The following is a 13,559-nucleotide window of genomic DNA, read 5'->3' as shown; positions in this document are numbered from 1 at the left end:
ACAGGAGGTTTCATGAAGACAGAAGAACTGCGCTATTTACAACGTCTGGCGGAGCTTTACCCCACCATTGGCAAGGCATCCACAGAGATCATCAACCTTCAGTCTATTCTCAATCTGCCAAAGGGAACCGAGCATTTCCTTTCCGATATCCATGGAGAGTATGAGGCTTTTTCCCATGTGCTCCGCAATGGCTCTGGTGCAGTGCGAAAGAAAATAGACGATGTATTCGGTCATACCTTAAGCAACAGTGACAAACGTTCCCTGGCAACTCTTGTGTACTATCCCAAGGAAAAGATTGCCTATGTGAAGAAAAAAGAGACGGACATGGAGAACTGGTACAAGATCACCCTGTACCGTCTGATCGAGCTGTGCAAGACGACTGCCTCCAAATATACCAGATCCAAGGTACGCAAGGCCCTGCCTGCTGATTACGCCTATGTGATCGAGGAACTGATCACGGAGAAGGCAGAGGTTCTGGACAAGGAAGCTTATTACGACTCCATTGTGGATACCATTATTGACATTGGAAGAGCGGAGAATTTCATCATTGCCCTTGCAGAGCTGATCCAGAGACTGGTTGTGGATCATCTTCATGTGCTTGGGGATATTTATGACAGAGGACCTGGCCCGCACTTTATCATGGATCGCTTGATGGATTACCATTCCCTTGACATCCAGTGGGGAAACCATGACGTGGTGTGGATGGGAGCCGCTGTGGGACAGGCTGCCTGCATGGCAACGGTGATCCGAAACAGCATCCGCTACGGCAATCTGGACATTCTGGAGGATGGATACGGAATCAATATGATGCCTCTGGCTGCGTTTGCCATGGAGGTGTACGGGGATGATCCCTGCCAGGTTTTTGAGGTGCATGGAAATCCTTCCAATTACAATGCACTGGAGAAGGAACTGAGCCGGAAGATGCACAAGGCCATCGCCATGATCCAGTTTAAGCTGGAGGGTGCCCTGGCCAAGGAGCATCCGGATTTTCACATGGAGAACCGCTGCGTGCTGGAAGGAATTGATCCTGTGGAGGGAACGGTAAGGCTGCCGGACGGAAGCGTGCATGAGCTTCTGGACCACAATTTCCCGACCATCGACTGGGAACATCCTTATGAGCTGACAGATGGGGAAAAAGATGTGATGGAGCGTCTGACTTCAGCCTTCCGCAACTGTGAGAAGCTTCAGAACCATATGCAGCTTCTTCTGGACAAGGGCGGGCTTTACAAGACCTATAACGGCAATCTTCTATTCCATGGAAGCATTCCCCTGAATGAGGACGGAACCTTCAAGGAGGTTCAGATTTACGGAGAGACTTGTAAAGGCAAGGCACTTTATGATAAACTGGAAGCCTATGTAAGAAAAGCATTTTTTACCGTAGACGAGAAGGAGCAGAAGGACAGCCAGGATATTTTGTGGTACATCTGGGCGGGACCAAACTCTCCTCTTTATGGAAAAGATAAGATGACAACCTTTGAGCGGTATTTTATCGCAGACAAGGAGACACACAGGGAGAAAAAGAATGCCTACTACCATCTCTGGGAGAATGAAGAGGTGGTGAACCGTATGCTTGAGGAATTCGGGCTTGACCCGGAGAACGGGCATATTATCAATGGTCATGTGCCTGTGCACCAGTTGGAGGGAGAAAATCCGGTGAAGTGCGGCGGCAAGGTGATCGTCATTGACGGCGGTTTCTGTGAGGCGTACCGGAATGTAACCGGTATTGCCGGATATACTCTGATCTACAGTTCCTACGGCTTAAGCCTGACTGCACATGAGCCTTTTACCTCAGCAGAGGATGCAGTGGCGACAGAGAGGGACATTGTGTCAAACCGTGTGGCTGTGCGCTACAATCCAAGAAGGGCTCTTGTGGGGGACACCGATAACGGCAAGGCACTCAAAGAACGAATTCAGGAGCTGAAACAGCTTTTGGAGGCCTACAGAAAAGGCGTTATAAAGGAGAAAAAATAAGGAGACTTAGGAAAAATGGGTGGAATTTTTGGTGTTGCGTCAAAGTCTGATTGTGTAATGGATCTGTTTTTTGGAATTGATTATCACTCCCATCTGGGAACAAGAAGAGGTGGAATGGCAGTATATGGAAAAGCGAGCGGATTTAACCGCGTGATCCATAATATTGAGAATTCTCCGTTTCGTACCAAGTTTGACAAGGATGTGGCAGAGATGGAAGGCAATCTGGGAATCGGCTGTATTTCTGACAACGAGCCCCAACCTCTTCTGGTGCGCTCCCATCTGGGAAATTTTGCCATCACCACAGTTGGCAAGATCAATAATATAGAAGCATTGGTGGAGAAATGCTTCCGCGATGGACATACCCATTTTCTGGAAATGAGCGGCGGCAGCGTGAATCCTACAGAGGTGACAGCGGCCCTGATCAACCAGAAGGACAGCATAGTGGAGGGAATCTGCTATGCCCAGGAGATGATCGAGGGTTCCATGACATTGCTTTTGATGACAGGAGATGGCATTTACGCAGCCCGTGACCGCTACGGACGAACTCCTCTTGTAATCGGAAAGAAAGAGGATGCCTGCTGTGCTTCCTTTGAAAGCCATGCCTATATCAATCTGGGGTATGAGGATCTGAAGGAGTTAGGACCTGGGGAAATCGACTTTATCACCCCGGAAGGCGTAAAGGTGCTGCAAAAGCCAGGGGATAAGATGCGGATCTGTTCCTTCCTGTGGGTATATTACGGCTATCCGACTTCCACCTATGAGGGTGTGAATGTAGAGGAAATGCGTTATAAATGCGGTGACATTCTGGCAGGAAGAGATGCGGGGGAGGTAAATCCGGACCTGGTTGCAGGCGTGCCGGATTCCGGTATTGCCCATGCCATCGGCTATGCCAACCGTTCCGGGGTGCCTTTTGCACGGCCGTTTATCAAATATACTCCAACCTGGCCCAGATCTTTTATGCCGACCCAGCAGAGCCAGAGAAATCTGATCGCAAGAATGAAACTGATTCCGGTACATAAACTGATTAAGGATAAGAGCCTTCTGATGATCGATGACTCTATTGTAAGGGGAACCCAGCTTCGTGAGACAACAGAATTCCTTTACAACAACGGTGCCAAGGAGGTGCATATCCGTCCGGCATGTCCGCCGCTTTTATATGGATGCAAGTACCTGAATTTCTCCCGCTCCAAATCCGAGATGGATCTGATCACAAGACGTGTGATCGCAAAGCGTGAGGGAGACAATGTGTCCGATAAGATCCTGCAGGACTATGCAAATCCGGATTCCACCAACTATAAGGAAATGCTGGAGGAAATCCGCAGCGAGCTGAATTTCACATCCCTGAAATATCATCGCCTGGATGACCTGAAGAAATCCATTGACATTGAACCATGCAAGCTTTGCACTTATTGCTGGAACGGACAGGAGTAAACCTGTTTTTCAAGGAGGTAACTGCGTATGAAAAAGCATAACAAAGACGTGCTTCGGGCAACTTTGTTTGCGCTGATTGCCATATTTATTATGATCGGGGCTGCCGGCCTTCTGTTTGCCGAGCACAAAAAGAAGCTGCAGAAGGAGCAGCAGAAGAATGCGGCCATTGAGGCACTGGAAAAGGTTCCTACGGTGACGCCCACTCCGGCGGTAACTGCTACGCCTACTCCGGAGCCGACTGCTACGGTAACGCCGACACCGGTTATTACGCGTGCGCCTGCTTTTGATGCAAATGATTACTATGGAATGTGGTACAGTAAGGACGGCCTGGCGTGTCTGAATATTGAGGAGCTGACCCTGAAGTCTGTTTCCTATTCTTTTTCCCAGGCCTCTGACAGCGCAGGCACTAAGGTGAGCGAAGCCTCTGGCACAGCCAAGGTTGCAGGAAATGCAGCGAAGATTTCCTTTACGGATTCCTGGGGCAATAATGTCAGCGGAAATATGACCTTTGACCAGGGCAAGCTTTATCTGAAGCTTAGCACGACCCAGATCGCTGACGGAGCAGGCATGTCTCCTTCTGTAGATGAGGTGCTTACAAGGGAACAGAATACAGCTGCAGCTGCGCCGACTCCTACTGCGTCCGTAAGCGGGGACATTGCAGACCGGGATTATATTTTCCCGGACAGCGACAGCCGCTATCTCACAGATGCGGATCTGGAGGGATATTCTTCTTCTGAGCTGGAGCTTGCGAAAAATGAGATTTATGCCCGGCACGGCAGGAAGTTTGTGACGCCAAGGATCGCAGACTACTTTAACAGCAAATCCTGGTACAAGGGAACGGAGGATCCGGAGACTTTTGACAACAATCAGGGGTATATTTTCAATGAATATGAGGTGGCCAACATTTCCAAAATCGCAGATACAGAGGAACAACGCCGAAGTGAAGGCGAGTAGAGAATAAAAGAGGTGTTGCCCTTTGAAAAGAGGGCAGATGTGAGGGGGGAAATCAGTTTTCCCCCTTATTTTGGCATTTTCTTCTTGTCAGTGCGGCCTACCAGATAATCAATACTGGTTTCATAGTAGTTGGCCAGACGGATCAGCATTTCGATGGGAATATTCCGTGAGCCTGTTTCGTAATGAGAATAGGAACGCTGGCTGATGTGGAGAATCTCACTGATCTGCTTCTGAGACAGGTCAGCGTCTGTTCTCAGATCCTGAATTCGCTGAAATTTCATGGGTTCACCTCTTTTTCTTCTGTAATTTCAAAAAGTATAAATCAGAACGAAATGCACTATTGCAATACAGAGCAAAATGGGCTATAATAAATTTTATATATCTTTTTATCATATCTTTTGATCTTTTACTCGTTTATATTCCAGGGAGACATTGAAATGGCAGAATCGTTTTGGAATCGGGGAGGAACGGTGTCTGCAGAAAGGAAAAAATTTGTTTGCAAGTGTAATGTCAGCGGCAATTTCCGGGATGGAAGTTTGTCCGGTGAATGTGGAAGCGGATGTCAGTGACGGGCTTCCCTGTTTTACTATGGTTGGGTTTCCAAGCACACAGGTGAAGGAGGCTCAGGACCGGGTGCGCACAGCCCTTCGCAACAATGGCATCAGCCTGCCGCCCAAAAGAGTGACGGTGAATTTGGCACCTGCTGACTTAAGAAAAGAAGGGGCAGGCTTTGACCTTCCCGTGGCGGCAGCAGTGCTTGGTGCATCTGGTTTTCTGGAGCCAAAGCAGTTGAACGGGGCGATGCTTATGGGGGAAATCAGCTTAAGCGGTGAGGTAAGAAGTGTTTCCGGGGTGCTGCCAAGGGTGATCCGGGCCAGGGAGCTGGGGTGCAGATACTGTATGGTCCCTTTTGGAAATCTGGAGGAAGCCAGGCTTGTGCGGGACATGAAGGTGATCGGGGTGAGAAATATAACGGAAATGGTGAACTTTCTTGCAGATCCGGACAGCTTCAAACAGGAACAGACAGGCGAAGAAGGGAGGGCACTGGAAGAACAGACCCAGGCAGATTTCATGGAGATCTGCGGACAGGAAAGCGCCAGGCGGGCAGCCGAGATTGCAGTCAGCGGATTTCACAATATCCTGTTTATCGGGCCTCCTGGAACAGGCAAAACCATGCTGGCAAGAAGAATTCCAACGATCATGCCCTCCCTTACCTTTGAGGAAAGCCTGGAGCTGACCAAAATCTACAGCGTGGCAGGACTTTTAACCCCCAAAAGGCCCTTGATCCGGGCAAGGCCCTTCCGCAGCCCTCACCACACCAGCTCTGCGGCCTCCATTGCTGGCGGCGGAAAAATTCCAGGACCAGGCGAGGTGACGCTGGCCCACAGAGGCGTGCTGTTTCTGGATGAGATGCCGGAATTTTCCAGAAGAGGACTGGAGGTGCTGCGCCAGCCTTTGGAGGATAAGCAGATCCAGCTTTCCCGGGCAAGCGGAACCTATGTGTTTCCGGCAGGATTTATTCTGGTGGCAGCTATGAATCCCTGTCCCTGCGGGTACTACCCGGATATGAACAAATGCAGGTGCAGTCCGGGAGAGGTGAGCCATTATCTTCATAAGCTAAGCCAGCCCCTTCTGGAACGAATCGACCTTTGCGCAGATGTGCCGCCTGTGGATTTTTCCCAGATTTCCTGTGTAAAGCCGGGTGAGAGCTCTGCCGTGATCCGGGAAAGAGTGGAACGGGTCCGGCAGATCCAAAGCAAACGGTATGAAAAGGAGCCGATCTGTTTCAATGGGGAGCTGTCCGGCAAACAGATCCAAAAATACTGCGTGCTCACTGAGCATGCCTTTAAGATGGCCCAGAATGCGTTTGAACTGATGGATTTAAGTGCCCGTTCCTACCACAGGATCCTAAAGGTTTCCAGAACCATTGCGGACATGGAGGGGGAGGAGGAAATCCATTCCAGACATGTTGCGGAAGCTCTTACTTACAGGGCATTTGATAAAAAATACAAATGATGCCGGAAGAAGTATTCATAAAAAAGAGCTTTTGGAGGTATTTTAGAATGGAAGAAAGGAAGAAACACGAAATACACTGGGTAAACAGGGAGGATGCGAACTTTCCGGAGCGGCTGAAAAAGCTTACCGGCATGCCGAAAAAGCTGTACTATATTGGAAACCTGCCGGATCCGGCAAAGCCTTCGGCAGCAGTTGTGGGGGCAAGAATGAGCAGCCCTTACGGAAGATGCCAGGCATTTAAGTATGCAAGGACTATGGCAGAGCATGGCGTGCAGATCATAAGCGGCATGGCCAGAGGAATTGATTCGGAGGGGCATAAGGGAGCACTGGATACGGATACGCCTACCTTTGCTGTCCTGGGAAGCGGCGTGGATGTGTGCTATCCGGAATCCAACCGCCGGCTTTATGAGCGGATTCTGGAAAAGGGCGGCGGAATCATCAGTGAGCTTCCCCCTGGAACAAAGCCCCAGAACTGGACATTTCCTGCAAGAAACCGGATCATCAGCGCCCTTTCAGATGCAGTACTTGTGGTGGAGGCAAAGGAACAGAGCGGTTCCCTGATCACAGCAAACTTTGCCTTGGAGCATGGACACAGTGTTTACGCAGTGCCGGGGGCTGTGACAGATGAGCTGAGCCGGGGCTGCAACAAGCTGATTTTTGACGGCGCAGGCATTGCCTACACTCCGGAGATCATGTTGATGGAGTGGGGAATCCAGGTGGAAAATCCTCCTGCAAATATACAAAAAAAGAAGTTGGGGCTTGCGCCGGATTTGGATTTGGTGTATAGTGGTCTCGATTTACGACCTGAAAATATGGATCATATCATAAGAAAAACAGGCTTTTCAGCAGCAAAGGTCTGCACCATTCTCACGGAATTACAGCTTATGGGGCTGGTGCAGGAGACAGGAAGAAAATATTGCCGGGTGCCAGAGAACTGATCTGCATCCGGCGAAAATATGGCAGCTGTGAAAGGATTGGTTAAGGTTATTGTGCCCGGGGCGGACAGTAGCTGGTAAGCAAGCAGCTGCGCAATATGAATACAAAGTAGGAGAGGTAGTATGGCTAAATATCTGGTGATAGTTGAGTCACCTGCAAAAGTAAAGACAATAAAGAAATTTCTTGGGGCAAATTATGATGTGGAGGCTTCCAACGGCCATGTGCGTGATTTTCCCAAGAGTCAGTTTGGAATAGATGTGGAGAATGATTTCGAGCCGAAATACATTACCATCCGTGGAAAGGGCGAGCTGCTTGCCAAGCTTCGCAAGGCAGCCAAGAAGGCAGATAAGATTTATCTTGCAACTGACCCTGACCGTGAGGGAGAGGCCATTTCCTGGCATCTGATGCAGGCTCTGAAGGAGGATCCGGACAAAATGCACCGAATCACCTTCAACGAGATCACCAAAACTGCAGTAAAGGATTCCCTGAAGCACGCAAGAGGCCTGAACATGAACCTTGTGGATGCGCAGCAGGCAAGAAGAATGCTGGACCGTATGGTTGGATATACCATCAGCCCCCTTCTGTGGGCAAAGGTAAAAAGAGGCTTAAGTGCAGGCCGTGTACAGTCTGTGGCTCTTCGAATCATCTGTGACAGGGAAGAAGAGATCAACTCTTTCATTCCGGAAGAGTACTGGAGCTTATCCGGAGAATTTCTGGTAGACGGGGAGAAGAAGCCTCTGGAAGCCAAATTCTACGGAACAGACAAGAAGATGGATATCCATAACAAGGCAGAGATGGATGCCATCCTTGAGAATCTGAAAGATGAGGAGTTCGAGATCTCCGAGGTAAAGAAGGGGGAAAGAATTAAGAATGCTCCCCTGCCGTTTACCACCAGTACCCTGCAGCAGGAGGCTTCCAAGACCCTGAATTTTTCCACCCAGAAGACCATGCGTCTGGCGCAGCAGCTTTATGAGGGCGTTGACATTAAGGGAAGCGGCACTGTGGGTGTGATCACCTATCTTCGTACCGATTCCGTCCGTATTTCCGATGAGGCGGATGCTGCGGCAAGAAGCTATATCGGCAGCCAGTACGGGGAGAACTATGTGTCTGAAGCTGCCAAGACCGTGAAGAAGGGACAGAAGATCCAGGATGCCCATGAGGCCATTCGTCCTACTGACATCAGCCGTACGCCTGTACAGATCAAAGAATCCCTGACCAGGGACCAGTTCCGCCTTTATCAGCTGATCTGGAAGCGCTTTACTGCAAGCCGCATGGCTCCAGCCAGATATGAAACCACTTCCGTAAAGGTTTCCGGCGGGGAATATACCTTTACCGTATCTGCCTCAAAGGTGGCATTTGACGGTTTCCTTTCCGTGTACATGCAGGAAGAGGATATGAAGAAGAGCAATGTGCTCAGCCAGAGCCTTACCAAGGGCATGAAACTGAATTTAAAGGAATTAAAGCCGGAGCAGCATTTTACCCAGCCGCCGGCACATTATACAGAGGCTTCCCTGGTTAAGACCATGGAGGAGCTTGGAATCGGACGTCCAAGTACCTATGCGCCAACCATTACCACCATTATCAGCCGCCGCTATGTTTCCAAGGAGCAGCGCAACCTGTATGTGACAGAGCTTGGTGAAGTGGTAAACAGCATTATGAAGCAGGCATTTCCAAGTATTGTGGATGTGAATTTCACCGCGACTATGGAAGGGCTTCTTGACTGCGTGGAGAATGGCACTGTCCAGTGGAAGACCGTTGTGCGCAATTTCTACCCGGATCTGAAGCATGATGTGGATGCAGCACAGGAAGAGCTTGAGAAGGTGGACATCCATGACGAGGAGACCGATGTGGTCTGTGACAGCTGCGGACGCCATATGGTGATCAAATATGGTCCTCACGGAAGATTTCTTGCCTGCCCGGGTTTCCCGGAATGCAGAAATACCAAGCCATACTACGAGAAGATTGGCGTAGCCTGCCCGAAATGCGGCAAGGAAGTAGTCCTGAAAAAGACGAAAAAAGGCCGTAAGTACTACGGCTGTGAGGATAATCCGGAGTGCGATTTCATGTCCTGGCAGAAGCCGTCTGACAAGAAATGTCCGGTTTGCGGAAGCTACATGGTAGAGAAAGGCAATAAGCTGGTGTGCAGCCAGGAAACCTGCAGCTACGTGGAGCCTAAGCCAAAGGAAGAAAAAGAAGACTAAGAAGTGCTGAAGTCTGAATGATAAATGGATAAAATGTCTCCCTGCCGCCTGGCGGGGAGATTTTTTGTACGTTTTTGGAAGCAAAAACCGGAAACCGATTACTGATGTTGTTTGGTGAATAGTTCCAAAAACGTTATATTTTCAGAAAAGCTAAACAAAATTGAAAAATAGTAAAAAATAGCTTGTAAATAGTTCGAAAAACGTGTAGTATTAGGGTAACAAGTGAATTTTACGGAACAAAAGCGAAGGGAGGACAAAATGAGCGTTCAGTTACTTGATAAAACTAGAAAAATCAATAAGCTTCTGCACAACAGCAGTTCCAGTAAGGTGGTATTTAACGATATCTGTCAGGTCCTGATGGACACTTTAAGTTCTAATATCCTTGTTCTCAGCAAGAAAGGGAAGGTGCTTGGCGTAAGCTTCTGCCCTGGTGTTGAGGAGATACAGGAACTGATCGCAGATGAGGTTGGCGGTCATGTTGACCCTCTTCTCAACGAGAGATTTCTGGGAGTTCTGTCCACCAAGGAGAATGTGAATCTTCAGACACTGGGCTTTGAGCATGTTTCCAGCAGTTATCAGGGAATCATCAATCCCATCGATATTGCAGGAGAGCGTCTTGGAACCGTGTTTATGTACCGCAAGGACAATCCTTACGACATTGAGGATATTATTGTCAGCGAATACGGCACCACAGTCGTTGGACTTGAGATGATGCGTGCCGTACACGAGGAGAATGCGGAGGAGGACCGTAAGAAACAGGTTGTGAAGTCTGCGTTTAATACCCTTTCCTTCTCTGAACTGGAAGCCATCATCCATATTTTTGATGAGCTGGACGGAGACGAGGGAATTCTTGTAGCAAGCAAGATTGCAGACCGGGTAGGCATTACCAGATCCGTTATCGTCAATGCACTGCGCAAGTTTGAGAGTGCAGGGGTTATTGAATCCCGTTCTTCCGGCATGAAGGGAACTTATATCAAGGTTCTCAATGAGGTTATTTTCGATGAGCTTGAGGAGATCAAGGCACAGAGAAATAAGAAAGCCTGAGAAGAAAGGTGCTTTCCTGCACCACACATAGTACGAAAATACAAAAGCTGATTTTTTTGCGGAAAAGCTGCATAGAATATATGCGTGCCTGTTTTTGCGGAAAGGGTCAGCTTTTTTTCTGCGTAAAGAATCCTGTGTGAAAATTTCAGAAAATTATAAAAGTGAGAAAATAAGAGAAAATAAAAGAATAAATGAGTATGAGAAAGAATATACTTAAAAATACAACAATGAAAAGAGTTGCACAAAAAGCAATAATTCAATAATATAATGGACAGTAGTTAGCACTCGATAATAATGAGTGCTAGTAAATCATAGAAAGAAAGAAATCTAAAGGAGGAAATAGATCATGAAATTAGTTCCATTAGGTGACAGAGTTGTATTAAAACAGTTAGAAGCAGAAGAAACAACCAAATCCGGTATTGTTCTTCCGGGACAGGCTCAGGAGAAGCCACAGCAGGCAGAAGTAATCGCTGTAGGACCTGGCGGAGTTGTGGATGGTAAAGAAGTAAAAATGGAAGTTGCTGTAGGAGACAAGGTTATCTATTCCAAATATTCAGGAACAGAGGTAAAGCTTGACAACGAAGAGTATATTATCGTAAAACAGAGTGATATCCTTGCAATTGTAAAATAATAGCCGCAAAAGTAGGAAAACAGGAGGATTGATTTATCATGGCAAAAGAGATTAAATATGGCGCAGAAGCCAGAACAGCATTAGAGGCTGGTGTAAATAAACTGGCTGATACCGTTAGAGTAACACTTGGACCGAAAGGAAGAAACGTAGTACTTGACAAACAGTTCGGTGCTCCGCTTATTACAAACGATGGTGTTACAATTGCAAAAGAAATCGAGCTTGAGGATGCTTTTGAGAACATGGGTGCTCAGCTGATCAAAGAGGTTGCATCCAAGACAAATGACGTAGCTGGTGATGGTACTACAACTGCTACTGTACTTGCTCAGTCAATGGTTCACGAAGGAATGAAGAATCTTGCAGCAGGTGCGAACCCGATCGTTATGAGACGCGGTATGAAGAAGGCAACTGACGCTGCTGTAGAAGCAATCAAGAATATGAGCCAGAAAGTAAGCGGAAAGAAACAGATCGCAAACGTTGCATCTATTTCCGCTGGTGACAAAGAGGTTGGAGAGCTTGTTGCAAATGCAATGGAGAAGGTTTCCAATGACGGCGTTATCACTGTAGAAGAGTCCAAGACCATGCATACAGAGCTTGACCTGGTAGAAGGTATGCAGTTTGACCGCGGATACATTTCCGCATATATGTCCACTGATATGGAGAAAATGGAAGCAACTCTTGAAGATCCATACATCCTGATCACAGACAAGAAGATTTCCAACATCCAGGAAGTTCTTCCGTTACTGGAGCAGATCGTACAGGCTGGCGCAAAACTTCTCATCATCGCTGAGGACGTTGAGGGCGAGGCTCTTACAACACTTATCGTAAACAAATTAAGAGGAACCTTCCAGGTAGTAGCTGTCAAAGCTCCTGGCTATGGCGACAGAAGAAAAGAAATGCTTCAGGATATCGCAATCCTTACAGGCGGTACTGTAATCTCTGATGAGGTTGGCCTGGAACTGAAAGATGCTACAATGGCTCAGTTAGGACGTGCAAAATCCGTTAAGGTTGCAAAGGAGACAACTGTTATCGTTGATGGTATGGGCGACAAGGATCAGATCGCAAACCGTGTTGCTCAGATCCGTGCTCAGATCGAGGAGACAAAATCTGATTTCGACAGAGAGAAACTTCAGGAAAGACTTGCAAAACTGGCAGGCGGCGTAGCAGTTGTACGTGTTGGTGCAGCTACTGAGACAGAGATGAAAGAGGCTAAGCTTCGTATGGAAGATGCTCTTGCAGCTACCAGAGCAGCAGTGGAAGAGGGAATCATCGCAGGCGGCGGTTCCGCATACATCCACGCTTCCAAAGAGGTTGCAAAGCTTGCAGCTGAACTTGAGGGAGATGAGAAGACTGGTGCAAACATCATTCTGAAAGCACTGGAAGCTCCGCTGTTCCGCATTGCAGCAAACGCTGGCCTTGAAGGCGCAGTCATTATCAACAAAGTAAGAGAGTCTGAGCCAGGCGTTGGTTTTGATGCTCTGAATGAGAAATATGTAAACATGGTAGACGAGGGTATCCTGGATCCTGCAAAGGTTACAAGAAGCGCTCTTCAGAACGCAACAAGCGTTGCATCTACTCTGCTTACAACAGAATCTGTTGTTGCAAATATCAAAGAGGATGCTCCGGCAATGCCAGCAGGCGGCCAGGGTATGGGCATGATGTAATAAAAAGTCCTGGAGATTTTACAACAATTCACTAAAAGTTTAGAATTAGAGAGGGTCGGTGTCATAGACGCTGGCCCTTTTGTGTGTTATACTAATGCTTAATTTTAGAAACAAAGGAGAACAGTAATATGAGTGATTTGTATTCAGAACTGCTTGTCAAAAAAGAGCGGACCATGAAGGACAAGCTGATGAAGGGCGGAATGATCGCACTGGTTGTGATCTTCGGCCTGGCAGGAATTTTATTTATGCCCCTGCTTCTTTTTGTGGCCATCGCACTTGGCATTGTGGCCTACTTTGTAGTCATTCCCGGCACAGACCTGGAATTTGAGTACCTGTTTGTCAACGGAGAGCTTGACATTGACAAGATCATGGCCAAGTCCAAACGAAAAAGAGTAAAGAACTTAAACATTTCAGAATGTGATCTGATGGCACCTCTTAACTCCCACAGAATGGACTATTACAACAGCAATCAGAAGCTGAAAATACAGGATTTTTCTTCTGGAAATCCTGAACATAAGCGCTTCGCGATTATTGCCCGTGATGGTGCAGATACCTGTAAGGTAATCATTGAGCCAGATGAAACATTGGCAAAAACCATGAGAAATACCGCTCCCAGCAAGGTATTTTTGGATTAATTTACTGGATTGACACCTTTTTAGTTTTTTGCTACACTAATCTACAAACCAAAAGTTACTATAAGACAAGGGAGGAAAA

At 47.7% G+C, this 13,559-nt stretch carries 11 protein-coding genes; 10 read left to right on the top strand and 1 reads right to left on the bottom strand.

Annotated elements, in window-relative coordinates:
• Positions 1 to 12 precede the first annotated feature (12 nt).
• From OCV70_RS14275 to OCV70_RS14265, 3 genes are read left to right on the top strand one after another with little or no spacing between them, the layout of a single operon-like run.
• Positions 13 to 1,971, top strand: a complete 1,959-nt coding sequence (locus tag OCV70_RS14275; RefSeq protein WP_117854105.1) for a fructose-1,6-bisphosphatase — start codon at positions 13 to 15, stop codon at positions 1,969 to 1,971.
• Between the two features lie 15 nt (positions 1,972 to 1,986).
• Positions 1,987 to 3,402, top strand: a complete 1,416-nt coding sequence (locus OCV70_RS14270) for an amidophosphoribosyltransferase (RefSeq protein WP_117854103.1) — start codon at positions 1,987 to 1,989, stop codon at positions 3,400 to 3,402.
• Between the two features lie 27 nt (positions 3,403 to 3,429).
• Positions 3,430 to 4,356: a YARHG domain-containing protein gene (locus OCV70_RS14265; RefSeq protein WP_117854101.1), complete on the top strand. Its 927-nt coding sequence runs from the start codon at positions 3,430 to 3,432 to the stop codon at positions 4,354 to 4,356.
• 65 nt (positions 4,357 to 4,421) lie between these two features.
• Here the strand turns inward: OCV70_RS14265 and OCV70_RS14260 are convergent, their stop codons facing one another.
• Positions 4,422 to 4,637 (bottom strand): helix-turn-helix domain-containing protein, encoded by a 216-nt coding sequence (locus OCV70_RS14260; RefSeq protein ID WP_021924271.1) that lies wholly within the window; start codon positions 4,635 to 4,637, stop codon positions 4,422 to 4,424.
• Positions 4,638 to 4,788: 151 nt separating this feature from the next.
• Between OCV70_RS14260 and OCV70_RS14255 the strand changes: the two genes are divergently transcribed.
• From OCV70_RS14255 to OCV70_RS14225, 7 genes are all read left to right on the top strand, one after another.
• Positions 4,789 to 6,372, top strand: a complete 1,584-nt coding sequence (locus tag OCV70_RS14255) for a YifB family Mg chelatase-like AAA ATPase (protein ID WP_317259472.1) — start codon at positions 4,789 to 4,791, stop codon at positions 6,370 to 6,372.
• A gap of 47 nt (positions 6,373 to 6,419) precedes the next feature.
• On the top strand, positions 6,420 to 7,310 hold the full coding sequence (gene dprA / locus OCV70_RS14250) for a DNA-processing protein DprA (protein WP_117854099.1): 891 nt from the start codon (positions 6,420 to 6,422) through the stop codon (positions 7,308 to 7,310).
• A 120-nt stretch (positions 7,311 to 7,430) separates the two neighbouring features.
• Positions 7,431 to 9,509: a type I DNA topoisomerase gene (gene topA, locus OCV70_RS14245; protein ID WP_021924274.1), complete on the top strand. Its 2,079-nt coding sequence runs from the start codon at positions 7,431 to 7,433 to the stop codon at positions 9,507 to 9,509.
• A 258-nt stretch (positions 9,510 to 9,767) separates the two neighbouring features.
• On the top strand, positions 9,768 to 10,553 hold the full coding sequence (gene codY / locus OCV70_RS14240; RefSeq protein ID WP_021924275.1) for a GTP-sensing pleiotropic transcriptional regulator CodY: 786 nt from the start codon (positions 9,768 to 9,770) through the stop codon (positions 10,551 to 10,553).
• A 346-nt stretch (positions 10,554 to 10,899) separates the two neighbouring features.
• Positions 10,900 to 11,184, top strand: coding sequence for a co-chaperone GroES (groES, locus tag OCV70_RS14235; RefSeq protein ID WP_021924276.1), 285 nt, complete (start codon positions 10,900 to 10,902; stop codon positions 11,182 to 11,184).
• 38 nt (positions 11,185 to 11,222) lie between these two features.
• Complete coding sequence (gene groL, locus OCV70_RS14230) at positions 11,223 to 12,845, top strand: chaperonin GroEL (protein ID WP_117854097.1); 1,623 nt, start codon at positions 11,223 to 11,225, stop codon at positions 12,843 to 12,845.
• A 128-nt stretch (positions 12,846 to 12,973) separates the two neighbouring features.
• Complete coding sequence (locus OCV70_RS14225; protein ID WP_021924948.1) at positions 12,974 to 13,480, top strand: DUF6106 family protein; 507 nt, start codon at positions 12,974 to 12,976, stop codon at positions 13,478 to 13,480.
• Positions 13,481 to 13,559 lie beyond the last annotated feature (79 nt).

Source organism: Blautia acetigignens, assembly GCF_025566865.1.
GTDB lineage: Bacteria > Bacillota > Clostridia > Lachnospirales > Lachnospiraceae > Blautia_A > Blautia_A acetigignens.
Note: the sequence above shows the minus strand (reverse complement) of the source record. Positions and strands in the feature narration are given on the sequence as shown.